The 22,633-nt window shown below is 70.4% G+C and carries 26 protein-coding genes; 15 read left to right on the plus strand and 11 right to left on the minus strand.

Annotated features, from left to right (window positions below; genetic code table 11):
- Positions 1-115: 115 nt before the first annotated feature.
- Positions 116-517, minus strand: a complete 402-nt coding sequence (locus QQ657_RS32815) for a group I truncated hemoglobin (protein WP_284746162.1) — start codon at positions 515-517, stop codon at positions 116-118.
- Between the two features lie 191 nt (positions 518-708).
- On the opposite strand from QQ657_RS32815, the gene QQ657_RS32820 reads away from it, so the two are divergent.
- From QQ657_RS32820 to QQ657_RS32850, 7 genes are read left to right on the plus strand one after another with little or no spacing between them, the layout of a single operon-like run.
- On the plus strand, positions 709-1,494 hold the full coding sequence (locus QQ657_RS32820) for an aromatase/cyclase (protein WP_284746163.1): 786 nt from the start codon (positions 709-711) through the stop codon (positions 1,492-1,494).
- Complete coding sequence (locus QQ657_RS32825; RefSeq protein WP_284746164.1) at positions 1,494-2,504, plus strand: methyltransferase; 1,011 nt, start codon at positions 1,494-1,496, stop codon at positions 2,502-2,504. The genes QQ657_RS32820 and QQ657_RS32825 overlap by 1 nt, the downstream gene beginning before the upstream one ends.
- Positions 2,501-2,896, plus strand: coding sequence for an SCP2 sterol-binding domain-containing protein (locus QQ657_RS32830; protein ID WP_284746165.1), 396 nt, complete (start codon positions 2,501-2,503; stop codon positions 2,894-2,896). The genes QQ657_RS32825 and QQ657_RS32830 overlap by 4 nt, the downstream gene beginning before the upstream one ends.
- Complete coding sequence (locus tag QQ657_RS32835) at positions 2,893-3,225, plus strand: hypothetical protein (protein ID WP_284746166.1); 333 nt, start codon at positions 2,893-2,895, stop codon at positions 3,223-3,225. Before QQ657_RS32830 ends, QQ657_RS32835 begins: the two co-directional genes overlap by 4 nt.
- Positions 3,226-3,227: 2 nt before the next feature.
- Complete coding sequence (locus tag QQ657_RS32840; protein WP_284746167.1) at positions 3,228-3,692, plus strand: cupin domain-containing protein; 465 nt, start codon at positions 3,228-3,230, stop codon at positions 3,690-3,692.
- Positions 3,689-4,753, plus strand: a complete 1,065-nt coding sequence (locus QQ657_RS32845) for a methyltransferase (RefSeq protein WP_284746168.1) — start codon at positions 3,689-3,691, stop codon at positions 4,751-4,753. The genes QQ657_RS32840 and QQ657_RS32845 overlap by 4 nt, the downstream gene beginning before the upstream one ends.
- On the plus strand, positions 4,750-5,988 hold the full coding sequence (locus QQ657_RS32850; RefSeq protein ID WP_284746169.1) for a cytochrome P450: 1,239 nt from the start codon (positions 4,750-4,752) through the stop codon (positions 5,986-5,988). Before QQ657_RS32845 ends, QQ657_RS32850 begins: the two co-directional genes overlap by 4 nt.
- A 359-nt stretch (positions 5,989-6,347) precedes the next feature.
- Here the strand turns inward: QQ657_RS32850 and QQ657_RS32855 are convergent, their stop codons facing one another.
- Positions 6,348-7,796, minus strand: coding sequence for an MFS transporter (locus QQ657_RS32855; RefSeq protein WP_284746170.1), 1,449 nt, complete (start codon positions 7,794-7,796; stop codon positions 6,348-6,350).
- A 50-nt stretch (positions 7,797-7,846) separates the two neighbouring features.
- On the opposite strand from QQ657_RS32855, the gene QQ657_RS32860 reads away from it, so the two are divergent.
- The 4 genes from QQ657_RS32860 to QQ657_RS32875 all read left to right on the plus strand — a co-directional run bounded on the left by QQ657_RS32860 (position 7,847) and on the right by QQ657_RS32875 (position 11,122).
- Positions 7,847-8,278, plus strand: coding sequence for a MerR family transcriptional regulator (locus QQ657_RS32860; protein WP_284746171.1), 432 nt, complete (start codon positions 7,847-7,849; stop codon positions 8,276-8,278).
- Positions 8,279-8,395: 117 nt separating this feature from the next.
- Entirely contained in the window at positions 8,396-9,661 is a 1,266-nt protein-coding gene (locus QQ657_RS32865; RefSeq protein ID WP_284746172.1) for a beta-ketoacyl-[acyl-carrier-protein] synthase family protein, read from the plus strand.
- Entirely contained in the window at positions 9,658-10,863 is a 1,206-nt protein-coding gene (locus QQ657_RS32870) for a ketosynthase chain-length factor (RefSeq protein ID WP_284746173.1), read from the plus strand. Before QQ657_RS32865 ends, QQ657_RS32870 begins: the two co-directional genes overlap by 4 nt.
- Positions 10,864-10,876: 13 nt before the next feature.
- Entirely contained in the window at positions 10,877-11,122 is a 246-nt protein-coding gene (locus QQ657_RS32875) for an acyl carrier protein (protein WP_284746174.1), read from the plus strand.
- 92 nt (positions 11,123-11,214) lie between these two features.
- Here the strand turns inward: QQ657_RS32875 and QQ657_RS32880 are convergent, their stop codons facing one another.
- Positions 11,215-11,685, minus strand: a complete 471-nt coding sequence (locus tag QQ657_RS32880; protein WP_284746175.1) for a YdeI/OmpD-associated family protein — start codon at positions 11,683-11,685, stop codon at positions 11,215-11,217.
- 62 nt (positions 11,686-11,747) lie between these two features.
- Positions 11,748-12,374, minus strand: a complete 627-nt coding sequence (locus QQ657_RS32885; RefSeq protein ID WP_284746176.1) for a TetR/AcrR family transcriptional regulator — start codon at positions 12,372-12,374, stop codon at positions 11,748-11,750.
- Between the two features lie 62 nt (positions 12,375-12,436).
- Here QQ657_RS32885 and QQ657_RS32890 point away from each other — a divergent pair, with 62 nt between their 5' ends.
- Positions 12,437-13,915 (plus strand): FAD-dependent monooxygenase, encoded by a 1,479-nt coding sequence (locus QQ657_RS32890; protein ID WP_284746177.1) that lies wholly within the window; start codon positions 12,437-12,439, stop codon positions 13,913-13,915.
- An 11-nt stretch (positions 13,916-13,926) separates the two neighbouring features.
- On the opposite strand, the gene QQ657_RS32895 is transcribed toward QQ657_RS32890, so the two are convergent.
- The 4 genes from QQ657_RS32895 to QQ657_RS32910 are packed head-to-tail and all read right to left on the minus strand — an operon-like array spanning position 13,927 to position 17,697.
- Positions 13,927-14,565, minus strand: a complete 639-nt coding sequence (locus QQ657_RS32895; protein ID WP_284746178.1) for an alpha/beta hydrolase — start codon at positions 14,563-14,565, stop codon at positions 13,927-13,929.
- A complete protein-coding gene (locus QQ657_RS32900) occupies positions 14,565-15,743 on the minus strand; it encodes an acyl-CoA dehydrogenase family protein (protein ID WP_284746179.1) in 1,179 nt (392 codons plus the stop codon). The genes QQ657_RS32895 and QQ657_RS32900 overlap by 1 nt, the downstream gene beginning before the upstream one ends.
- A complete protein-coding gene (locus QQ657_RS32905; RefSeq protein ID WP_284746180.1) occupies positions 15,740-16,732 on the minus strand; it encodes an alpha/beta fold hydrolase in 993 nt (330 codons plus the stop codon). Before QQ657_RS32905 ends, QQ657_RS32900 begins: the two co-directional genes overlap by 4 nt.
- Before the next feature lie 11 nt (positions 16,733-16,743).
- Positions 16,744-17,697 carry a VOC family protein gene (locus QQ657_RS32910; protein ID WP_284746181.1) on the minus strand — a complete coding sequence of 318 codons (954 nt, stop codon included), beginning with the start codon at positions 17,695-17,697 and terminating at the stop codon, positions 16,744-16,746.
- A 159-nt stretch (positions 17,698-17,856) separates the two neighbouring features.
- Here QQ657_RS32910 and QQ657_RS32915 point away from each other — a divergent pair, with 159 nt between their 5' ends.
- Positions 17,857-18,834, plus strand: a complete 978-nt coding sequence (locus QQ657_RS32915; RefSeq protein ID WP_284746182.1) for an AraC-like ligand-binding domain-containing protein — start codon at positions 17,857-17,859, stop codon at positions 18,832-18,834.
- A 1-nt stretch (position 18,835) separates the two neighbouring features.
- Here QQ657_RS32915 and QQ657_RS32920 read toward each other — a convergent pair whose 3' ends face one another.
- Positions 18,836-19,417, minus strand: coding sequence for a TetR/AcrR family transcriptional regulator (locus QQ657_RS32920; protein ID WP_284746183.1), 582 nt, complete (start codon positions 19,415-19,417; stop codon positions 18,836-18,838).
- 76 nt (positions 19,418-19,493) lie between these two features.
- Here QQ657_RS32920 and QQ657_RS32925 point away from each other — a divergent pair, with 76 nt between their 5' ends.
- Both QQ657_RS32925 and QQ657_RS32930 read left to right on the plus strand, forming a co-directional pair.
- Positions 19,494-20,105, plus strand: a complete 612-nt coding sequence (locus tag QQ657_RS32925; RefSeq protein WP_284746184.1) for a class I SAM-dependent methyltransferase — start codon at positions 19,494-19,496, stop codon at positions 20,103-20,105.
- Positions 20,106-20,108: 3 nt separating this feature from the next.
- The gene (locus QQ657_RS32930) at positions 20,109-20,693 is read left to right on the plus strand and encodes a DUF2218 domain-containing protein (protein WP_284746185.1); all 585 of its coding nucleotides are present in this window, start codon (positions 20,109-20,111) and stop codon (positions 20,691-20,693) included.
- 34 nt (positions 20,694-20,727) lie between these two features.
- Here the strand turns inward: QQ657_RS32930 and QQ657_RS32935 are convergent, their stop codons facing one another.
- Both QQ657_RS32935 and QQ657_RS32940 read right to left on the minus strand, forming a co-directional pair.
- The gene (locus QQ657_RS32935) at positions 20,728-21,663 is read right to left on the minus strand and encodes a DMT family transporter (protein WP_284746186.1); all 936 of its coding nucleotides are present in this window, start codon (positions 21,661-21,663) and stop codon (positions 20,728-20,730) included.
- Positions 21,660-22,631 (minus strand): N-acetylglucosamine kinase, encoded by a 972-nt coding sequence (locus QQ657_RS32940; RefSeq protein WP_284746187.1) that lies wholly within the window; start codon positions 22,629-22,631, stop codon positions 21,660-21,662. The genes QQ657_RS32935 and QQ657_RS32940 overlap by 4 nt, the downstream gene beginning before the upstream one ends.
- Positions 22,632-22,633 lie beyond the last annotated feature (2 nt).

The raw sequence follows: 22,633 nt of genomic DNA on the forward strand, positions 1-22,633 counted from the left end.
GGGGGCGGCGCTCGCGCGCGGGCCGGGCGCGCCGCCCCCCCCGCCCCCCCCCCCCGCCCCCCCCCCCCCCCCCCCCCCCCCCCCCCCCCCCCGCACCACTCACGAGTCTTTGCCGTTACGCCGCCGAGCCGGCCCGGACGTCGTCGCGGACGCTCTCCAGCACCGCCATGAGTTCCTTGTGCTCCTGCTGCGGCACCCCGCAGTAGGTCATCACGGCGGCCGCCTCCCACAGCACCACGTCGAACTCGAAGTCGCTGACGGTCATTTCGGCGTGCGCGGTGCGCATGTCCGCGCCCGGGTACACCTTGGGCCCGCCGGTCTGCTCGATCATCCACGCGATGAGCGTGAACTTGAAGCCGGGCCGGCCCTTTTCGTTGTGCAGCCGCAGCACGGCGGGATTCTGGTTGAGCGTGTCGTTGTCGTAGAGCCGGTCGCCGAGTACATCGATGATGTGCGCGATGCCGAAGATGCCCCCGAGCCGCTCGAAGAGGGAAGGAACCTGTGGTGCGTCCGCCATGGATTCTCCTCGTCTGGTCCGTCGCTCCCGCCAGGCTTACGCCGTCGCCCTCGAAGCGCACTCAAGCGTGTTCGCGGGTTAGCCGCCCTTGAGTGCGGTTTGACCACCGACCACCAGCATCCGACGTCAGGGACACATCGCGACGTGGAGGGAAAACCATGATCGTACACACTCTTCTGTACCGTTTCCCGGTGGAGGCCGAGGAGGGTGACATTCGTGATTTCTTCTCCGGCTTGCAGGTGCTGGCGGGCGAATCCGGGCTGGTGACGGACTTCGGTTGGCAACGGCACGTGCTCCTGCCCGCGGACGAGCACTCCAAGGGCATGACGGCGACGCACATCGCGCAGTTCTCCTGCGCCGACGTGCCGACGCTGCGGAAGTTCTCCGAATCGGCGCCAGTGCACGAATTCATCTCGAACTGGCGAGGGAAGATCGAATACGACGCCGCGTACGCGAACCACGAAGTGCTGCTTTCCGACGGACAGAACGGGGATGCCATGTTCCACACCGAACACACCGTGACCGTGAACGCGAACGCCGACCTCGTCTACGAGGTGCTCGCCGACGTCGTCGGCTATGCGAAGCTCTTTCCGCCCACCGAAGCGGTGACGATGCTGGAGGAGACCGAGGCGTACCAGATCGCGCGGCTCGTGGTGAACGTCAGCGGGCAGGTCCAGAGCTGGGTCTCCCGCCGCGATCTCGACCGTCCGAACCGGACGATCGCCTACCGCCAGCTGGAGAACGCCCCGATGATCCAGCACATGAGCGGCGAGTGGCGGGCGCTTCCGCTCGGCGAAAACCGCACCCAGCTGGTCATCACGCACGACTTCGCCGCCCGGCCGACCGACCAGGTGCCCAGCCAGGAGGAGGCGACCAGGCTGATGCAGGCCGCGGTGGAGAACAACAGCCACGCCGACCTCGCCGCCGTGCGCGACGAGTCGGAGAAGCGCGCCCAGCGCGTCGGGAGCCCGGCCTGATGACTGTGGACTCACCGGTCACGGCCCTGCGGGAGCTGTCGCTCGCGTCGGCCGCGTCGGCGTCGCTGCGGGCCGTCATCCGGGTGGGCGTCGCCGACGCGCTCGGAGACTCGCCGATGCCGGTCGCCGAGCTGGCGGACACGCTGGGTGTCGACGCCGCGATCCTCGTACGGGTACTGCGGAATCTGCGCTGCTACGGCCTGTTCGACGACACCGACGCGGGCATCGTGCACACGGCCACGTCGAAGCTGCTGCGCGAGGACCACCCGGAGCGCCTGAAGAACTGGGTGCTGTGGGTCACCGAGCCGTGGGTGTGGCAGCTGTGGCCGGACCTCGAACAGGCGCTGCGCACCGGGCGCGGGCACTTCGACGAGCGCTTCGGCGAGGATTTCTTCACCCGTCTGCACAAGGAGTGGCCGGAGTCGACCGAGACGTTCAACCGGTCGCAGACCGAACTGAGCGTGCTCACGTCGGCGGCGATCGCGGACGCGCTGGACGTGGTGGACGTCAAGACCTTTGCCGACGTCGGCGGCGGCCGCGGGTACACCCTGGCGACGATCCTGGAGCGCCACCCCCACCTGCACGGGACGCTCGTCGACCTGCCCGCCGCGGTCGCGACGCCGGATCCGCGGCTGCGTCCCGACGGTGAGCTGGCCGCGCGGTCCCAGGTCGTCGCGGGCGACTGCCTGGCGGAGATCCCTGTCGACGCGGATGTCTACCAGTTCAAGAGCATCCTCGAGTGGGACGACGAGCTGACGGTCAAGGCGCTGAGCAACGCCCGGCGCGCCGGACACCCCGGCAGCAGGGTGCTGATCATCACGAACCTGATCGACGACAGCCCGGAGCCCCGCTACGCGACCGGCATCGACCTGCTGTTCCTGCTCAACACCAACGGAAAGCGGCACACCAAGGCCGGCGTGACCGCGCTCGCCGAGCGGGCGGACCTGCGCGTCGAGAACGTCACCCCGGCCGGGACGCTGCTGCACATCGTGGAGACCGTGATCCCATGACCGCGGTGAAGTTCTTGTCCGACGAGTACCTCGATGAGCTCGGTGACCTGGTGACCCCGGATCTGCCGGAGGTCCCGCACGTCAACGTCCGGCTGCAGTTCCACGCCACCGACACCCCCGAGGGCGAGGTGGACTACCACCTGGTGGCCGAGCGCGGCGTGGTCGTCCGGGCCGGCCGCGGCCTGCTCGCCGACAGCGACCTGGCGATCCGCGCGAGTTACCGCGACCTGCTGGCGTTCGAGTCGGGTGAGCTGCACGCCGCGACGGCGTTCGTCACCGGGCAGTTCGCGGTGACCGGGGACCGGGCGAAGGTGCTGGACCTGATGGTGGTGCTGCAGTCCGGGAACTACCAGCGGTTCATCGCCGATCTGTGGGCGCGGACGACATGGTGACGCACACGTTGGTCCTGTCGTTCCCGGACGCGATGTCCGAAAAGGACCGTGAGCTGTTCTTCCGGGACGGCGCCGCGGTCGTGCTCGGCTCGGGCCTCGCGGAGTCCTACCACCACTGGACCGGCGTTTCCGTGCCGAGCGCGGTCGACGCGTCGACGTTCGCCGCGTCCGCGCTGGTGCAGATCCGCTGTGCCGACGTCGAATCGCTGCGAAAGCTGTTCGCGCACCCGCCGCTGGGCGAGTACGCGAAACGGTGGCGCAGCGAGTTTCCCTTCCGGGTGGTCGCGATCAACACGGCCGGCCCGCCCGCCGAACCCGACCCGAGGTGACCATGGAACCTCTCATCCTGAACCCTTCGCAGTACCGTCCGAACTCTCCCGGCAATATCCCGTTCAAGCTGCTCGCCGAGGACACCGGCGGCAAGCTGAGCCTGCTCGAGTGGACGCTCAGCCCGTGGCAGTCCGGGCCGTTCCTGCACGCGCACGATTTCACCGAGGCGTTCTACGTCGTCGACGGCGAGCTGGAGATCCAGCTGGGAGAACGTCGCCACATCCTCGGCCCGCGGCACCTGGCGTGGGCGCCCGGCGGCACGCCGCACGCGTTCGCCAACGCGGCCGCCAGGGAAGTCACCGTGCTCACCATTTGCAGCCCCGGCGGGCTGGAGCACTTCTTCGCCGCGCAGGGCGACGACCCGGACTCGTTCCCGGACGTGCCGGGGCTCGGCCTGCGGCTGCTCGGGCCGCGCATCCGCGCCACCGGCGCGCCCGAATTCCACCCAGCGGAAGGATCCCGATGACCGCCGAAACCACCCTCACCCGGTTCCGCGAGTACATGGTCGGGCCGTCGAGGTTCATCACCCTGTTGTCCTGCTTCGAGCTCGGCCTGGTCGACGCACTGCGCGACGCCGGGCCGCGGACGGCGGAGCAGCTCGCCGGCGCCGCCGGTGTCACACCGGACGCCGTGCAGCAGCTGCTGCACCTCCTGGTCAAGGACGACTTCGTCGCCTTCGACGAGGCTGCCGGGACGTACGCCCTCGGCGGGCTCGCCGACGTCGCCGACGTCGACCTGCAGCGCGTGCTGTCGATCTCGCGGATGATCAAGGTCCTCATGCTGCGCCAGGGTTACTACATGACCGAGAGCGTCCGCGCCGGGATTCCCTTGGGGCTCAAGGAGTTCTACGGCTTCGAGGGCAACGTCTACGACGCCGCGGGCGAACACCCGGAGCTGCGCGAGTCCTGGGGCAAGGCGATGGACACCTATACCGCGCACATCGATCCGTGGTTCTTCGAGAACGTCGAGATCCCGGCCGGTGCGCAGGTGCTCGACCTCGCCGGGAACACCGGCCTCGGCGCGATCCTGACGCACAAGCTGAAGGGCTCGACCGGGCTGCGCGTAACGACGTTCGACCTGCCGGAAAAGCGGGAGCCCGCACTGCGGAACTTCCGCGAGCACGGCGTGGAGGACCGGTGCGGGTTCATCGGTGGTGACGTTTTCAAGAGCGTTCCGTCGGGCTTCGACGTCGTTCTGATCAAGCATTTCCTCGACATGTTCGACAAGAAGGACGTCTTCGCCATCCTCAAGGGAGTCAATTCCGCGGTCGAGCCCGGCTCACTGGTCCACGTTCTCGTTCCGGTGTACCCCGAAAACGTCAAGGACTCCTACGGCGTCGATTTCTTCCCGGCGTTCTTCCTCGGCTGCGCCATGGGGAAGGGTGGCCCGCAGAAGCTCTCGACCTACCGTGCGTGGCTGGCGGAGTGCGGATTCGAGGTCACCCGGGCGATCGCGCAGAACCCCGCCGACATGCCGCCGGATTCCTGGGCCGCGCAAGCGATCCTGAGTGCCAGGAAAGCCGGATGACGGCGACGATCGCGCAGTCCTCGCACGCTGCCGACGAGGCACTGGCGGAACTGCTGTTTTCGCCGGAGGGCCTGGCGGATCCGTTCTCGCGGTACCACCGGATCCGCGAGGCCGCGCCGGTGCACCGCAGCACCCTGGGCAGCTGGGTGCTCACGCGCCACGACGACGTCGACGAGTTCCTGCGCGACAAGCACGTCGACAAGAACGTGTACACGTGGATGGGCGGGCGGTTCAGCGGGCAGTGGGAACAGCATCACGCGCTGCGGAAGCTCGCCGCGAACATGCTGTGGGCGAATCCTCCGGACCACACGCGGTTGCGCGGCATCGTGAACCGGGCATTCACCCTGAAACGGGTGCGGGAGCATCGGGCGTTGATCGAGCGGCGGTTCGATTCGCTGATGCGTCCGCTGGAGGAAAGCGGCGGGGGAGACATCTGCAACGACGTGTTCTTCCCGCTGGCGTTCAGCGTGGTGGCCGGGCTCATCGGTGTGCCGGAGGAGGACGCCCCGCGCCTGCGGGAGTGGATCCGGGACTTCCAGCGGGTGTTCGAGGTGGGGATGACCGCTTCGGAACTGCGGACGGCGAACGAGGCCGCTCGCTCGCTGGACGACTACTTCGGGGAGCTGGTGCGCGCGCGGCAGCGTGAGCGTGGTGACGACCTGCTGTCGGCGTTGATCGACACGTCGGACGAGGGTTCGCGGCTGTTGTTCGATGAGCTCGTTCAGATGTGTCACATGATCATCGCCGCGGGCAGCGAGACCACGACGTTCTTCCTGACCAACGGCGTGCACCAGTTCATCACCCACCCGGACCAGGCGGACTTGGTGCGGGCGGACCTTTCGCTGCTGAGCGGCGCGATCGACGAGGTACTGCGGTACGCGCCGGCCGCGCACATGATCCCGCGGACGACGACGTCACCGGTGGACGTCGGCGGCGTCACGATCCCGGAGAACGCGCGGGTGATGGTGATGATCGCGGCCGCCAACCGCGACCCGGCGCGTTTCCCGGACCCGGACCGCTTCGACGTCACCCGGACCGGCACCGCGCTGCTGTCGTACGGCCTGGGCACCCACTTCTGCCTGGGCTGGCGGCTCGCGAACCTGCAGGCCGAAGTGGTGTTCAGCGCTCTACTGACCCGTTATGCGGACCTCACGCTCGCCGAGCCCCCGCGGCCGCGCACCCGGGTTGCCTTCCCGCAGGTGGAGAACCTCCGCATCCGGTTCCGCCTCAGCTAGTTTGCCGCGGGTCATGACGTTGGTGCCGGCTGGCGGGGCCTGAGACGCGGGACGGGTCTTTCGGCGGCAGGATGAGGAGTGCGACCACCTCGTCCGCCGAGCGGAAAGACCCGTCCATGCGCCCCCCGTAATGCCCCCGCTGTCCCTCGAGGGCGTGGTGGTCGGATCGAGCAGCTGCGCCGGACCCGGAAACACTCCGCCCGCCGTCGGGATCACCAGCTCGGTCCGGCCCGGCGCCGCTTCCTCGACCGGAAACCCTGCCCGGCGAAACCGCCCGGACCGCGGTCGAATTCGTCCACCGCGCCCGGGCGTTCTTCGCCGACCACCGCCTCGTCACCATCGCCCTCCGCGGCGCCCGCTCATCGGGCCGCGGGAACCGGTGAGCGTCCTCGGTCGACCTCTTCGAACAGGGCGGCGGCACGCGCGGCCGATCGCAGTGCGGGCGGGCTCGTGCTCACCACGCCCAGCACGACCACGGCGATCCCGAGCCCGACGGCCAGCCACCACACGCCGTGCTCGGCGGTCGTGAACGCGATTCCGCCGTGCCCGATGGAGGAGCTCACCGTCGCACCCGCGATCGCGACGCCCAGCGTGGTCCCGGTCTGCCGTCCGGAGGAAGCCACCGAAGCCGCCACACCGGCCATCGAACGCGGCATTCCGGACACCGCCGTGTTGGTGATCGGCGCCGCGCTGGTCCCCAGCGCCACCCCGAACAGCAGGTAGATCGCCAGCACGGCCGGCAGCGGCGTCGTCGGTGTCAGCCACAGCGACGCCAGTGCGCCCGCAGCCAGCGTGGCCCCGGAAACCAGCAGCGGTCCGCGTGGCCCGCGCGCCCCGACGATCTTGCCGGAAATCGGCGAGACCACCGCGATCATCGCGCCGGCAGGCAGCAGGCTCAGGCCGGCGGTGATCGCGGTCATCCCGCGGACCTCCTGCAGGTATTGCGTGGTCAGGAACAGGAACGTGCCGAACCCGGCCAGTGCCGCGATCGCGATGACCAGCGCCGACGCGAACGGCACACTCCGGAACAGCCGCAGCTCCAGCAGCGGGTCGGCGCGGCGCGGTTCGTAGCCGACCAGGCCGGCCACGGCCAGCACGGCCACGGCGAGCAGGATCAGGATCGTCGGCGACGTCCAGCCCAGCCGCCCGGACTCGATGATCGCGTAGACCACCGTGCCCAGCATCAGGACCACCAGAACCTGGCCCACCGGGTCGAATCGGCGGGCGCGCTCGGCGCGGGACTCGGGGACGAACAACGCGGTGCACACGATCGCGATCGCCACGATCGGCACGTTGATCCAGAACACCGACTGCCAGCCGTAGGCGTCGACCAGCGCGCCGCCCAGGATCGGCCCCAGCGCCAGCGCCAGGCCGGACGTCGCGCCGAACACGCCGATCGCCTTGGCCCGCTGAGCGGGAACGGGGAATGTGGTGGCGATGATGGCCATCGCGACCGGGTTGAGCATCGTCCCGCCGACCGCCTGCAACGCCCGGGCCGCGACCAGCCAGCCGACGCCGGGGGCGAGCCCGCACAGCAGCGAGCCGAGGCCGAAGGTGGCGAGGCCGATCAGGAACACCCGCTTGCGGCCGTACCGGTCCGCGGTGGATCCGGCCAGTACCAAGAAACCGGCCAGCACCAGGGTGTAGGCGTCGACCGTCCATTGCAGGCTCGACTCGGTGGCGTGCAGATCGCTGCGGATCGACGGCAACGCGACGGTGACGATCGAGATGTCCATCGTCGCGACGATCATGCTGGCGCAGCAGATCGCGAGCACCAGCAGGCGCCGGCGTCGGCTGAGTTCGGGCATGGGCTCTCCTCGGTGGGCTTCTCGTACGTCGCTACGCTAGGATTTAGAGCGTGCTCGAAGTCAAGTCGCCACCCGCACCGGAGGCGGGCCTGACCATCGCCGAGGCCGCCCGCCGCACCGGAGTCAGTGCGCACACGCTGCGCTACTACGAACGTGCCGGTCTCGTCGTCGCCGACGTCGACCGCACCACCGGTGGAAGACGCCGCTACCACGAGCGTGACCTGCACTGGATCCGCGTCTGCACCAAGCTGCGCGCCACCGGCATGTCGATCAGGACGATCCGCCGCTACGCCGAGCTGGTCTCCGAAGGCCACGGCAACGAGGAGGAACGCCTCGCGCTGCTCGAGTCGCACCGCGCCGGCGTGCTGGAGCAGATCGCGGTGCTGCAGGACAATCTCGAGCTCATCGACCACAAGATCGACGTCTACCGCGGCCGCATGGAGGCGGGCGACGCCGACAGCTTGTGGACGCCCGCGCGCTGAAAGCGCGACTCTCTCGGTAGAGCCCAGGTTGAGCGGGGGTCGAGAGGGAAAGCCTAGCTTTCCCCTTGAATCGGGAACCCTTTCCCGCACCTGGCTTCCGCAGAGAAGGGCGCACCTATGCACGGCAGGTCGAATCGCCGGGTCGCCATTACCGGAATGGGCGTCCGGGCTCCCGGATCGCTGGGCAAGGACGCCTTCTGGGAATTGCTTTCCGCCGGGCGGACGGCAACCCGGCGCATCACTTTCTTCGACCCGTCGCCGTACCGTTCCCAGGTGGCCGCGGAGGTGGATTTCGACTCGGCGGCCGAAGGACTGAGTCCTCGGGAGATCCGGCGGATGGACCGCGCGACGCAGTTCGCCGTGGTCTGCGCCCGCGAGGCGCTGTCCGACAGCGGGCTGACCGGCATTTCCCCGCACCGCACCGGCATCAGCCTGGGCTCGGCGGTCGCGGCGGCGACCAGCCTCGAACGCGAGTACCTCGTGCTGTCGGATTCGGGCAAGCGCTGGACGATGTCGCCGGATCAGCTCACGCCGCAGATGTTCGACTACATGGTCCCCAGCGTCATGGCCGCCGAGGTCGCCTGGGCGGTCGGGGCCGAGGGCCCGGTCGCGATGGTGTCCGACGGATGCACATCCGGGCTGGACTCCGTCGGCCACGGTGTCGCGCTGATCCGCGAGGGCAGCGCGGACGTCGTGGTCGCGGGCGCCGCGGACACCCCGATCACGCCGATCGTGGTCGCCAGCTTCGACGCGATCAAGGCGACGACCACCTACAACGACGTGCCGGATCAGGCGTCCCGGCCGTTCGACGGCACCCGCAACGGCTTCGTGCTGGCCGAGGGCGCGGCGATGTTCGTGCTGGAGGAGATGACCGCCGCCCGCCGCCGCGGCGCGCATGTCTACGCCGAGGTCGGCGGGTTCGCCACGCGGTGCAACGCCTACCACATGACCGGGCTCAAGACCGACGGCCGGGAGATGGCCGAAGCCATCCGCGCCGCGCTGGACCAGGCGCGGGTGAACGGGGACGCCGTGGACTACATCAACGCGCACGGGTCGGGCACCAAGCAGAACGACCGGCACGAGACCGCCGCGTTCAAGCGCAGCCTGGGCGAGCACGCGTACCGCACGCCGGTCAGTTCGATCAAGTCGATGGTCGGGCACTCGCTGGGCGCCATCGGCTCGGTGGAAATCGCGGCTTCCTTGCTGGCCATGGAAAACCAGGCCGTCCCGCCGACGGCGAACCTGCGTTCCGCGGATCCCGAATGCGACCTCGACTACGTCCCGGTGGAAGCGCGCGAGCACCACGTGGACACCGTGCTGACCGTCGGCAGCGGGTTCGGCGGGTTCCAGAGCGCGATGGTGCTGACCAGGGCGGCGGCATGAGCGTCATCACCGGGCTGGGGGTGATCGCGCCGAACGGGCTCGGCGTCAAGGAATTCTGGGCGGCGACGCTGTCCGGCCGCAGCGGGATCGCCGAGCTGGACCGGTTCGACACGTCGGGCTACCCGGCGCGGCTGGCCGGTCTGGTCCGTGAACTCGACAGCGCGGAGTACCTGCCAGGCAGGCTGCTTCCGCAGACGGACGTCTCCACCAGGCTCGCGCTCGTCGCCGCCCAGTGGGCGCTGGAGGACGCCGAGGTCGACCCCGCCGAGCTGGCCGACTACGACATGGGCGTCGTCACGGCCAACGCCTCCGGCGGCTTCGAATTCACCCACCGGGAGTTCAACAAGCTGTGGGCGCACGGGCCCGAGCACGTCAGCGTGTACGAGTCGTTCGCGTGGTTCTACGCGGTGAACACCGGCCAGATCTCCATCCGGCACGGGATGCGCGGCCCGAGCAGCGCGCTTGTCGCGGAGCAGGCGGGCGGCTTGGACGCGCTGGGCCACGCCGCCCGCACGATCCGCGGCGGCGTGCCGCTGGTCGTCGGCGGCGGGGTCGATTCCGCCTTCGATCCGTGGGGCTGGCTGTCCCACCTCGCGGGCGGCCGGGTCAGCGTCGACCTGGACCCCGCCACCGCGTACCGCCCCTTCGACGCACGCGCGGCCGGGTACATCCCGGGTGAAGGCGGCGCGATGTGCATTGTGGAGAGCGCGGAATCGGCGCGCGCTCGCGGCGTGCGAGGGTACGGCGAGATCGCCGGCTACGCGGCGACATTCGACCCGCACCCGGACACCGGCGCTCCGCCCGGGTTGCGGCGCGCCGCCGGGCTCGCCCTGGCCGACGCCGGGATCGAGCCCGGCGACGTCGACGTCGTATTCGCCGACGCGGCAGGCGTCCCGGAGCTCGACGGTGCCGAGGCGTTGGCGCTGCGGGAGTTGTTCGGTGTCCGTGGCGTACCGGTCACCGCGCCCAAGGCGTTGACCGGCAGGCTCCTGTCCGGCGGGGCCGTGCTCGACGTCGTCGCCGCGCTGATGAGCATCCAGGAGAACGTGATCCCGCCGACTTTCGGCACCGCCACCGTGCCCGGCGACTACGGCATCGACCTCGTGACCGGCGAGCCGCGGCCGGTGCCGGTGCGCACCGCCCTCGTCCTCGCCCGCGGCCGCTGGGGCTTCAACGCGGCCACCGTCATCCAGGCACTCTGAGACAGGAGCTGACATGACCGAAACTCTGAGCATCGAGGACCTGCGCGACATCCTCGTCGACTGCGCCGGCGGCGACGCGCTACCGGCCGACATCGCGGACGTCTCGTTCGAGGAGCTGGGCTACGACTCGCTCGCGCTCATCGAGACGGCGGCGGTGCTCAAGCGGGATCGCGGCCTGGTCGTCCCCGACGACCTGATCACCGAGGCACGCACACCCGGCGAGGTGCTCCGCTTGATCAACGATCGGATCGAGGTGTAGTTCGGCGGATCCCTGGCGTACATGGACGATCTGGTCCGTCGGGAGAACGTTCCAATCGCTCGCGCATCGTTGGGGGGTACGGGTCCGGGCCGTCACGGCCGTGGTCGTTGTTTGATCCGCGCCGCGAGGAGGTCGACCACTTCGGCGATCCGAGCGGCGCGGAGGTCGGGACGGCGGGTGGTCGCCTCGATCCAGCGGAGGTAGGCCTTGCGGTAGAACTGCGCCAGCGTGTCGAAGAATGCGGCGGCGGTGGGGTTGGCGGCCAGTGCCGCGGCGATGTCGTCGGCGAGGTCTGCGCGTTGGGGACCTTCCGGGGCCAGTTCGACGGTCACCTCGGTGCCGATGGTGACGCCTGTGTCGCGCAGCCAGGTCGGCGTGACGGTCAGCTGCCATCCGCCGCCGGTCGGCGACAGTCTCCCGCGGACCCGCTTGCCGTCGATCGTGCCGCCGACGGGATGGTCGGCCTTGGCGCCCCAGGTCTCGTCCGGGTCGAACGGCACCGCGATGACCGCGTGGTTGCGCGGACCGGCGGTGATGACGGCACGAAACTGCTGCGGGTTCACGACCGGGATCGTCGCATGGTTGTCGCGGTCGTGGTCCCCTCCGTTGCCGGCGCGGCTTCGGCTCAGGTGTTGCTGCCGAAGGTGCCGATCCCGGCAGCCAGCACGTCGAAAGCCTCGTCGATCACCCGTTTCTGATCCGCGGCGACCGTCTCGGCCGGTTCACCGGCGACGAGCCGCCGGGTCGGGGTGACCACGACGGTGGTCGCCGCGGCCAGGAGCAGCCGGGCTACCAGGTCGGCGCGGACCGGATCGCCGGTTTCCTCGGTCAGGCAGCGGGCCACGGCCGATTCCAGGTACTCGCGCTGCTCTCGGGCCCGGGAGAGCAACGCGGGGCTGTCCGCGATCAAGCGGCCGAATCGCGCCATGCCCGGCGCGGCGGTGGACAGCACGTGCCGCTGGGCCAGCAACCGGTGCATCAAGGCCCGGGTCGCTTCGACGACCGGCTGGCCGGGCGGACGCTCCCGGAGGGCATCGACGAGCAGGTGCTCGGCCTCCGCCTGCAGATCCAGGAGCAGGTCTTCCTTGCGGGGGAAGTAGTTGGTGACGGTCGCTTTGGCGACGCCGGCCGCCTCGGCGATCTCCACGACCGTGACAGCCTCGAACCCGCGCCGGGCGAACAGGCGCGTCGCGACATCGGAGATGTGCTGCCGAGCCTCCCGCTTCTTGCGTTCCCGCAGTCCCTCGTGCATGGCCAAAGTTATACCAGAGTCAAACTTGACACCGTCATAAACTTAGGTCGATCCTAGGTTTCATGAACGTTGACGTAGTGGTTGCCGGTGCCGGCCCGGTGGGGCTCCTGCTCGCGGCCGAGCTGAGCCTTGCCGGTGTCTCCGTGGCCGTGATGGAGCGCCTGACCGAACAGAACCAAGCCCTCAAGGCGGGCGGGATCAGCGGGCGCAGCACCCAGCTGCTCGCCCGGCGCGGGCTCGCGGCCCGGATCGCCGAGGAGAGCGCGAAGTACGGCGACGGGTTCGCGTCGTTCGCCCGCGAGCGCACCGCTGCCGACGGTCGAGGGCAGGCCCGGTTCGGCGGGCACTTCGCGGGCTTGCTGCTGAACACCGAGTCGTCCCTCGAGATCCCGCCGCCCACGGTCCTGCCGCAGCAAGCACTCGAGCGGCTGCTCGGCGCGTGGGTGGCCGAGCTCGGCGTGCCGGTGCTGACCGGCCACGAGGTCACCGGCCTCACCCAGAACGCCGACGACGTGACCGTGCACGTGCGTACCGGCGATGGCGCGAAGACCATCCGGTGCGCCTACCTCGTCGGCTGCGACGGTGGCCGCAGCACCGTTCGCAAGCTGGCGGGTTTCGCGTTTCCCGGCACGGATCCGCTGACCACCGGCTACCAGGCGGTGCTCACCCTGGATCCCGCTGTGCCGCTGCCCACCGGATGGCACGTCACCGGCCGCGGGTTGTACGCGCACGGGCCGAAACCCGGCCGGATCCTCACCGTGGAGTTCGCCGGACCGCCCGCCGACCGCGACGCCCCGGTCACCCGGGCCGAGTTGCAGGACGCCCTGCGCCGGGTCAGCGACACCGACGTGGTCGTCACCGCGGTCGAGTCGGCGGCCCGGTTCACCGACAACACCCGCCAGGCGGCGACCTACCGCATGGGCCGGGTGCTGCTGGCCGGCGACGCCGCGCACGTGCACCCGCCCTTCGGCGGCCAAGGCCTGAACACCGGCCTGCAGGACGCCGCCAACCTGGGGTGGAAGCTGGCCGCGACCGTGCGGGGATGGGCGCCCGATGGCCTGCTGGACAGCTACACCGCCGAACGTCACCCGGTGGCCGAGCGGGTGCTGGAGAACACCCGCGCCCAGATCGCGATCATGCGGCCGGACCCGCACAGCCGCGCGATGCGCGCGCTGTTCGCCCGGTTGCTGGAGGCCGATGTGACCCTGACCGATCTGCTGGGAGCCCGGTTGCAAGGCCTCGACATCCGTTACGACGTAGGCGCTTGGACTCATCCGCTGACCGGGCGGTACCTGCCCGACCTGCCCGGTTTGGCTGAAGCCGCGCGGCCGGTTTTGGCTGATCGGACCGGCTCGGCGGAGGTGCGGGCCGTCGCGGACGGCTGGATCGACCGGGTCGACCTGTGTCGGCTACCCGAGACACCCGGGGTGACTGCGTTGCTGCTCCGCCCGGACGGCTACGTCGCCTGGGCCGCGTACGGCACCCCCGATACAGCCTCGCTGCGCGAAGCCTTGTCCACCTGGTTCGGCAAACCACGCTGACCCGGCTCCGGTCAACCAGGGGAGCGCTCGGCCGCCGCTGCCTTGAGCAACTCGGTCGCCGCCGCGCAGGCCTCGGCGGTGATGATGTGTTCGGTGCCCGGGTCGATGCGGACGTCGACCTGCGCCCCGGCCTGCCGCAGCAGCGCGGCCGTGTCTTCCACCCGGTGCCGGGGCACCCACGGGTCGTCCTCGATGCTCCGGACCACGGCCGGAACTCCGTGCAGGGCCCGGTCGCCCGGCACCGGCGGCGGCGCCGTGCCGATGTAGCCGCCGGTGAACAACACCAGCCCGGCCACCGGCCGCGGGTCGGTGAGGACCACGTGTGACAGCAGGCAGGCGCCCTGCGAAAAGCCCCACAGCACCACCCGCCGACGGTCGAAACCTGCCTGGGCGAGCCGGTCGATGCACGCCTCCAGGATCCGCGACGACCGGTCCAGCGCGGGCTGGTTGCGCTCGACCGGCTCCAGGAACGACAGCGGGTACCACGTGTTGCCCTCGGCTTCCGGCGCGAAGAACCGCACCGGCGCCGAACCGAACCGATGCGCCGTCGCGCGCATGAACGCCGGGTCCTGGCCGCGGCCGTGCACGGCGAGCACGGCCAGTTCGGCCCGGTCCGCCGGGGTGCCCCACTCGACGAGTGACGGGGGCATCACCGCGCTTCCTGGAGGTCCAGGAACACCCAGTGCGAACCGGGTGCCAGGCCGCTGAGCAGCTTGCCGCAGTTCTGCAGCACGACCGGGCTGGACGTGATGTGCTGCGTGCCGGCGTGCAGGTCGCGGAAGAACCGCTGCAGGACACCGCGCCGCAGGGCCGCCGTCGCCGCCCACTTGTAGACGGTCTGGCCCACGGCGTGCACCGACCACGTGGTGTTGTTGAGCATCAGGCGCGTCAGCGTCTCCTGCTCGGTGTCCAGCGGCTCGCCGCGGTCCAAAGTGGCTTCGCTGTCCGCCCACACCTCCATCGCCCAGGCCCGCGCCGCGCGCAGCTTCGCCTCGGCCTGGGCGTACTCGGCGTAGAACTGCTGCGTGTCCACCGACGCGTTCGGGCTGCCGGTCTTCTTGGCCGCCAGTGTCTTCAGCTCGTCGAGCATCCGGCGGCCGACCCCGAGCGCCCACCCGGTGTGGCAGATACCGGCCATGTTCGCCAGTCCCATGCGGTAGATCGCGCCGCCGTGCCGGACGTCGGTCGTCGCGATGCCGTACACGTGGCTCTCCGGCACGAACAGGTCCTCGCACACGTAGTCGTGGCTGCTGGTCGCCCGCAGGCCCATGACGTCCCAGTTGTCGATCATCGTCGCCTGGTCCTTGGGCAGGGTGAAGACCAGCGCTTCGCCGGTCTCCGGGCAGAGCGCGGCGGTGTGGACGTGGGTCGCCATCGAGATCCCGGACGCGAAGTGCCAGTGCCCGCTGATGCGGTAGCCGCCGTCCACCCGCACGGCCGTGCCGAGCTTGGTGCCCTGGCCGGCGATGAGCGCGTGGCCGCCGTTGCCGACGTCCGGGTACAGCTGCGCGACGGCGTCCGGGCCGAGGTAGGCGGCCGTCGTGCCGGTGACCATCTGCACGGCCATGAAGGCCCAGCCGACGGAAGCGTCCGCATAGGACAGCTTGGCGATCGTGTCGATCACCTGGCGGGGCGAGAACTCGTAGCCACCGAGCTCCCCGGGGATGCCGACCTTGAACACGCCGGTTTCGTGCAGGGCCTTGGCGGCGTTGTCGGGCACGCGACCGAGTGTCTCGCCCTCTTCGGCGGTTTCCTCGAGCAGCGGCGTGATCGCGTCGAGCCGGGCCATGAGCGCGTCGAACTCGGCGCTGACGTTCAGCTGGTTCATGATGTCCGTCCTCGGGTGGTGGCCAGGATCCAGTCGATGACGGGTTTCACGGTTTCGTCCGAGTTCGCCTCGAAGATCAGCCCGTGCCCGTTGCCGCCGACGCCGAAGTCCGGCAGGTGCAGGTGCCGGCCGTCGGCCCCGGCCGCGTTCAGGAACGCCACGACCTCCGGAGCGAAGCCGGCGAACGCCGAGGCCCCGCCCGTCACGACCGCGACCGGCTTGCCCGCGAGAGCCGGGATGCGCCGTCCGGGCACCTCCGACGGGTCACCGGCCGGCGGGTCGCAGGTGAGCTCCGCGCTGGTCAGGCCCCACGTCAACGCGCCGAGGCCCGGGAACTCCGCGAACGGCGGCCCCATCGGCTCGATCGCGGCGATCGCCACGACCCGGTCCGGCCGCGCGGCCGCGGTCAGCCAGCCGACCGGGCCACCCGCCGAATGGGTCACCAGCACGGCCTCGCCCACGACGTCGAGCAGCCTGCCCAGCCGGTCCGCGTCGAGGCGCTGCGACTCGGCCAGGTCGGCGGGCAGCGGACCCATCGGGCAGAGCAGCTGGTCGAGGTCGGCCGAACCGATCTCCCGTCCGTACGTCCACTGCGTCTGCGCGTCGCGCTCCCCGGCGGGCAGGAAGAGCGCCTGCGCCGCCTCGTAGGGGAACGGCGCGCCCATCGGCCCGACGATGTCGGGGTGGTAGGGCGAGCGTCCGTGCCCGCAGCGGTCGACGACGTAGACCGCGAAACCCGCCTCGACGAACCTGGTCGCCCAGCCCGGCCTGCCGTCGGGGGTCCCGGTCCAGTCGGTGCCCTGCCCGCCACCGCCGTGCACGAGCACGAGCGGGACGGGGTGAGCGGCGCCCGGCGGCGCTTCCCAGTGCACGAACAGCGGCGCCCGCTGCACGGTCCCGTGGTCCGTGCGCACCCGCTCGCCGGGCACCCAGAACTGTCCACGCCGGACGGTGATCTCGTACCCGCCGGCCACGTGCGGTGCCGCCACGCCGGCCACCCTCAGACGTCGATCGGTTCCAGCCGGCCCAGGATCTCGTCGCGGCGGTGTTCGAACTGCTCCGGCAGCTGGAACCGGGTGCCCAGCTCGTGCGGCGACTCGTCGCAGGTCCAGCCGCCGTCGGCGTGGGTCACGGCGAGCTCGAACAGCGCGCCGCTCGGGGTGCGCACGTAGACGCTCTTGAAGTACTTGCGGTCTTTCAGCTCGGAGATGTCGGTGTAGCCGCGTCCTTCGATCTCGAACTTCACCGCGTCCTGGTTCTCCAGGGTGCTGACGTTCCACGCGAAGTGGTGGTAGGTGCCCGCGCCGTAGCTCCAGGTGCCCTGGTCGCCGGCGCGGTCGACGGTGATCTCGAGGTGGTTGCCGTGCTTGGCGTCGCCGATCCGCAGCCCGATGACGTCGCCCTCCTCGGCGAGGGCGTCCTGGGCGAAGAACGACTCGCCGGCGAACTCGACCATGCGATCGGGGGTGGCCATGTGCACGCCCACGCCGTGGATGCCGTGGATCGCGTGCTCCTGCGGCACGCCGTGGCCGGGGTGGCCCACCCGCTCGTCGCCGTCGTTGCCGACGAACAGGTACTCGATGCCCGACGGGTGCCGGAACGCGAGCCGGCGCCGGCCGAACTGCTCGACGTCGGTGACCTCGATGCCGTGCCCGGTCAGCCTGCCGTGCCAGAAGTCCAGCGAGTGGTCCGGGACCGACAGCAGGACCTCGCGAGCCTGGTTGGTGCCGCGCTTGCCGAAGAACCCGGCCTGCGCCCAGGGAAAGGTCGTGACGACGCTCGACGGGTCGCCCGCGGCGTTCGAGTAGTACAGGTGGTAGATCGGCAGGGAGCCGTCGAACAGGACGGTGCGCTTGATGAAGCGCATCCCGAGGATCTTGACGTGGAAGTCGACGTCTTCCTGGGCGTTCGCCACCGAGAGCGTCACGTGGTGTGAACCTTGCACGTAGGTCATGGGTGGCTCCTCGACAGTGAGACGTCCGCCGAGGCGAACTGTAGGAACGCCGCGGCCCGGCGTGTGGCGCGAGAGCGCACGGCGATGTCGAACCAGCGCAGCCGTGGTGCAGGGCGCGGTCGCTGGGTACCGTGGGGCTGACCGACCGTGGAGATGACGATGACGTCATTAACAGCGCTGACGGAGCAGTACGCCGGGGTGGCGCCGCGTCCGATCTCGTTCACGTCCTGGGCGGACGCCGTCCGGCGCAGCGTGTTGAGCTTCGACTTCGACTGCGACCGGCCGGACCGGTTCACCGGCCGGGTCCGCGACCGGCACCTGCACGGGGTCAGCTTCGTCGACATGGCCTCCGGACGGCACGCCGCCTACCGCGACCACCGCACGATCCGCGCCGCCGACGCCGGGTTCTACGTGCTCACCCTGCAGCTCTCCGGGGATATCCGCATCGCGCAGGACGGCCGCGTCGCCGTGCTCACGCCCGGTCTGTTCGCGCTCTACGACTCGGGCAAGCCGGCCACGCTCACCGTCGGTGACGACTACCGCTCCACCTGCATCCGGTTCCCGAAGACCGCGATCACACCCCGGCAGGACGATCCGCTGGGCGAGATCACCGCGCGGGCGTTCGAGTGCGCGCCGGGCCTCACCGACACGGTGTGGAGCACGGTGCTCAGCGTCAACCGCAACCTCGAGTCGCTCGGCGTGCACGGGCCCACCACCGTGCGATCACTGATGACCCTCGTCGGCGCGATGCTGCGCGGCGAGCTCGGGCACGCCGTTCCCGCGCGGTCCCCGCACGAGGATCTGCTCGAGCGGATCCTCGGCTACATCGACGCGAACCTGGCCGACGCCGATCTCGGCCCCGCCCGGATCGCGGCCGCGCACTTCCTGTCTCCCCGGTCGCTGCACGCCCTGTTCGAACGGACCGGCACGACGGTGTCCCGCTGCATCCGCGAGCGGCGCGTCGAACGCTGCCGGCTCGACCTGGCCGACCCCGCGCTCACCCACGTTCCGGCGTCCGCGATCGGCGCACGACGCGGATTTTCCGGCGCTTCCCATTTCGGGCAGGTCTTCAAGCGGGAGACCGGCCTGACGCCCGCCGAGTTCCGCAGGCAGACGCTCACCGGGCCGGCTGAGTAGCTCAGCCAGGGCGTCGCAGGCCGGCTGAAGTGACGGTGGCCAGGCGGTGAGCCGCGGCCCGGGACGGCAGCGTGCCGGCCGCGGTCAAGGCGTGGAGGCAGTAGGTCGCCAGCTCGTCGGCCGCCACGTCGTTCCGGATGTCCCCGGACTTCGCCGCTTCCGCGAGCAGATCGCGGAACAACGCGTGCAGGTGGTGCTGGGCCTGCGCGACGTGCTCGCCGCGGTGCAGCAGCGCCGCCAGTTCGGTGCCGTGGTGCTGCCGGCCCCGCTCGCACTGGATCACCGCGTAGGCGTTCAGCACCTTTTCGAGCCGTTCGCGGGCCGTGCCGTCCTGATCGCGGATTTCGGTCAGCCGGGCCAGGTGGGCGCGGATGTGGCGCTCGTGCCAGGCGGACAGGATCGCCTCGACGTCCGGGAAGTACTTGTACAGCGTGGCCCGGCCGATCCCCGTCTTCGCGGCGATCTGCGACATCTTCACGCCGGTCAGCCCGTGCTCGGCCACCAGTTCCGCGGTCGCGTCCAGGGTCGCGTCGCGCACCGCCTCCCGGTGCGCCTCGATCGTGTCGTTCCACAGCTTCGGCACGCCCCGAGCATACAGAACGCCGCTAACTAAACACTATGGATTGACAGCGACAAAGTGTCTCGATAAAACTGGGCCGATGACCACCACACCGCACGCCCGCCGTCCGGGCGGCCCCGACGACCTGTACCGCACCCCGCCGCCGTGGGACATCGGCCGGCCCCAAGGGGTCTTCCGTGCTCTCGCCGACGCGGGCGCGATCCGGGGCCGCGTCCTCGACTCCGGGTGCGGGACCGGCGAGCACGTGCTGATGTGTGCCGGGCTCGGCCTGGACGCCACCGGGATCGACCTGGCGGCCGCGGCCTTGCGTCGCGCCGAAGAGAAAGCGCGTGAGCGAGGGCGGACCGCGCGGTTCCTCCGCCACGACGCCCGCCGGGTGGCAGACCTGGGAGAGTCGTTCGACACCGTCCTCGACTGCGGCCTCTTCCACAGCTTCGACGCGGGGGAGCGCGCCGCCTACGTCAGTGGCCTGCGTGCCGTGCTGGCCCCCGGCGGCCGCTGCTTCCTGCTCTGCTTCAGCGACCGCCAGCCGGCCGGCGACTGGCCCTGGATCCACCGCGTGACGCGGGCGGACATCGCCGGCGCCTACGCCGACGGGTGGCACGTCGACTCGATCGAGCCCGCGACCATCGAGATCACCACCGATCCCGACGGCATTCGCGCCTGGTCCGCCGCGCTGAGGAGGATCTGAACGATGCCGGTCGCCGAAGCGCACATCGTCACCTCACGCGCCGAACGGTTCCTCGCCCAGCTGTGCCGGCACGCCGAGGCCATGGGCGGGAAGGCAGCGCACCTGCACGGCGGGAACGGGCAGGCGCGTCCCGAGGTGGTGAAGGTCGATTGTGCCGGGAACGAAGGAAAGATCACCTTCAGCCGGGGTGACTGCACCTTGCGGTCCACTTCGGACACGTTGGCGGTGCGCATCGAGGCCGACGACGTGGACCAGTTGACGCGGCTTCAGGACATTCTCACCGCGGACCTGGAACGGTTCGGCCGGCGTGACGACCTCAAGGTGAGCTGGGAAGGCCACGACAGCCCCGGCCGTGACATCGGTGTCGTTCGCCGGTCGCGCGGCACGACCATCGCGCTCATCGTGGCCGTGGCGCTGGCCGTGGTCGCCCACGTCGTGGCCGGTGGCGCGGCGCTGGCTGCCTGGCGCTGGACGAGCGTGGCCGCCGACGTCCTCGTCGTCCTGGTGATCGTGAAGATCGTCGCCGTGGCCGTGTTCGCCCGGCATCGGATCCGGGGACACGGCAGGGGACGACGCCGGGACCGGTGACGGCGAGCGTCCCGGGCGATCCGGATCCGCGTGGTCACGACGCGGCTTCCCGCCGATCGGCCGGTGCGGCTTCGGCCGGTTCTTCGCCGCTCTTTTCCGTGCTGTAGACCATGAGCGACGAGCCCACGAGGGCGAGCACGATGCCGGCGAGCTGGAAACCGGTCGGCAGGGTCTGGAAGACGATCAGCGAGAGCACGATGGTCAGCACCGGCGCCAGCGCGTTGGTGACCGGTGCGACGATCGTGGCCTTGCCCCGGCTCATGGCCATCACGAGGAACAGCGCGCCCACGGCGTTGAGCAGCTGGGTGATCGCGGTCAAAGCGGGAGCCTGCCACGGGAACGACAGGGGGAGGCCACCCATCATGACGATCGCGACCGGGATCAGCAGGAGCCCGCTGACGGTCATCCAGCCGAAGGTCGTCGCGTCGTTGACCCCGACGACGGCGGCCTTGCGCATGAAGTACGCCTGCACGCCCCAGGCGATGCAGACCAGGATCGCGAGCCACAGGTAGGTCCCACTGGTCTCCTGGGAGTCGCCCGAAGACACCGAGAACAGGACGATGGCGACCAAGGCGAGGGCGGCGCCGATCCAGCTGAGCGCGGTGAGCCGTTCACGCAGGGCCGCGAACGCCATCAAGACGGTGATCGCCGGGGAGAGCGCCACGATCGGGAAGATGATGTAGGCCGGCCCGATGGTGAGCGCCTTGAACAGCACCAGCTGCCCGCCGGCGCCGGTCAGGCCGATCAGCAGGCCGTAGACCGCGGCGATCGGGCGGCGGTCGATCTTCTGCCCACGCAGGGAGAAGTACGCGGGGATGAGCATGGTGATCGACCAGATGACGTAGACCATCGGGTCGGGGTAGCCGTAGCGGGAGGTGGGCAGGCTGGAGAACGCGCCCCAGACACCCCAGAACAGCACCAGCAGGCCGGCGTAGGGAATCCAGGCGGCGCGCCGCTTCGAAGCGCTCATGACAACCCCTCCAAGGTGGGGACGGCGGAAATCCGGTCGAGCGGGATGGTGTGGCCCGCCAGCCGGGCGGCGTAGACCGCCGCGCCGACGTGCGGAGGCAGCAGGGGCTCTCGCAGTTCGTAGCCGTGGCTGCCGTGCTGGAGCGCTTCGCGGAAGGAACCCAGGAGGTGGGCCGAGCCGAACATGCCGCCGGAGTAGGAGACCGGCACGGTCTGGTCCGGCTCGAACCCCAGCGCGGCGGCACCGGCTTCGACGTGGAGGGCGAGCTCCCGCCCGGCGCGGCCGAGGATGACGGCCGCGGTGGGGTCGCCCGCCTCGGCGGCGCGGGTGACGACCTTGCTGAGGTCCGCGATCTTCCCCCGGTCCCCATGCCACCGGTTCATGACGATGTCGATGGCGTCGAGGTCGGTGGTCACGCCGAGCGTCCGGCGCATCTCTTCGGCCAGCGCGCTCGGCGGCTGGCGCCCGTCGCTCATCCGGGAGAACGCGCCGAGACCCTGGACCGCCACCCAGTAACCGGACCCTTCGTCGCCGAACAGCTCGCTCCAGCCGCCGGCTCGCCAGTGCCGTCCCCGGTGTTCTCCGTAGGCGATGGACCCGGTGCCCGCGACGACGTTGATGCCGTCCGCGCCACCGAGGGAGGCCGCCCAGCCGCAGATCATGTCGTTGCCGCACGCGTACCCGACTTCGCCCAGGATGCGGCGGGGGAGCGCGTCGAGCACGGGCACGTCGGCGGAAATCTCGCCGTAGCAAGGAATGCCGAAGAAGGCGTAGGAGAGGTCGGCGACGTCGACGCCCGCGGTGGCGCACACCTCGCCGATTCCCCGGCGCAGCAGCGGCTCGACGATGTCGATGCCCTGCTGCAGGTAGTAGAGGCCGGCCGTGCGGGCTTCCGCTACGACGCGCCCTCGCTCGTCGATCAGGCTGAAGGCGGTTTTCGTCCCACCGCCGTCCACACCGAGGAACATGG

The organism is Amycolatopsis ponsaeliensis (genome assembly GCF_030182635.1).
GTDB classification, from domain to species: Bacteria; Actinomycetota; Actinomycetes; order Mycobacteriales; family Pseudonocardiaceae; genus Amycolatopsis; species Amycolatopsis ponsaeliensis.

Coding starts and splice junctions, on each gene's coding strand:
- QQ657_RS32815 (WP_284746162.1), bottom strand. CDS start 517: ATGGCGGACGCACCACAGGTTCCTTCCCTCTTCGAGCGGCTCGGGGGC.
- QQ657_RS32825 (WP_284746164.1), top strand. CDS start 1,494: ATGACTGTGGACTCACCGGTCACGGCCCTGCGGGAGCTGTCGCTCGCG.
- QQ657_RS32830 (WP_284746165.1), top strand. CDS start 2,501: ATGACCGCGGTGAAGTTCTTGTCCGACGAGTACCTCGATGAGCTCGGT.
- QQ657_RS32840 (WP_284746167.1), top strand. CDS start 3,228: ATGGAACCTCTCATCCTGAACCCTTCGCAGTACCGTCCGAACTCTCCC.
- QQ657_RS32845 (WP_284746168.1), top strand. CDS start 3,689: ATGACCGCCGAAACCACCCTCACCCGGTTCCGCGAGTACATGGTCGGG.
- QQ657_RS32850 (WP_284746169.1), top strand. CDS start 4,750: ATGACGGCGACGATCGCGCAGTCCTCGCACGCTGCCGACGAGGCACTG.
- QQ657_RS32855 (WP_284746170.1), bottom strand. CDS start 7,796: ATGCCCGAACTCAGCCGACGCCGGCGCCTGCTGGTGCTCGCGATCTGC.
- QQ657_RS32865 (WP_284746172.1), top strand. CDS start 8,396: ATGCACGGCAGGTCGAATCGCCGGGTCGCCATTACCGGAATGGGCGTC.
- QQ657_RS32870 (WP_284746173.1), top strand. CDS start 9,658: ATGAGCGTCATCACCGGGCTGGGGGTGATCGCGCCGAACGGGCTCGGC.
- QQ657_RS32875 (WP_284746174.1), top strand. CDS start 10,877: ATGACCGAAACTCTGAGCATCGAGGACCTGCGCGACATCCTCGTCGAC.
- QQ657_RS32885 (WP_284746176.1), bottom strand. CDS start 12,374: ATGCACGAGGGACTGCGGGAACGCAAGAAGCGGGAGGCTCGGCAGCAC.
- QQ657_RS32890 (WP_284746177.1), top strand. CDS start 12,437: ATGAACGTTGACGTAGTGGTTGCCGGTGCCGGCCCGGTGGGGCTCCTG.
- QQ657_RS32895 (WP_284746178.1), bottom strand. CDS start 14,565: ATGCCCCCGTCACTCGTCGAGTGGGGCACCCCGGCGGACCGGGCCGAA.
- QQ657_RS32900 (WP_284746179.1), bottom strand. CDS start 15,743: ATGAACCAGCTGAACGTCAGCGCCGAGTTCGACGCGCTCATGGCCCGG.
- QQ657_RS32910 (WP_284746181.1), bottom strand. CDS start 17,697: ATGACCTACGTGCAAGGTTCACACCACGTGACGCTCTCGGTGGCGAAC.
- QQ657_RS32915 (WP_284746182.1), top strand. CDS start 17,857: ATGACGTCATTAACAGCGCTGACGGAGCAGTACGCCGGGGTGGCGCCG.
- QQ657_RS32925 (WP_284746184.1), top strand. CDS start 19,494: ATGACCACCACACCGCACGCCCGCCGTCCGGGCGGCCCCGACGACCTG.
- QQ657_RS32930 (WP_284746185.1), top strand. CDS start 20,109: ATGCCGGTCGCCGAAGCGCACATCGTCACCTCACGCGCCGAACGGTTC.
- QQ657_RS32935 (WP_284746186.1), bottom strand. CDS start 21,663: ATGAGCGCTTCGAAGCGGCGCGCCGCCTGGATTCCCTACGCCGGCCTG.
- QQ657_RS32940 (WP_284746187.1), bottom strand. CDS start 22,631: ATGTTCCTCGGTGTGGACGGCGGTGGGACGAAAACCGCCTTCAGCCTG.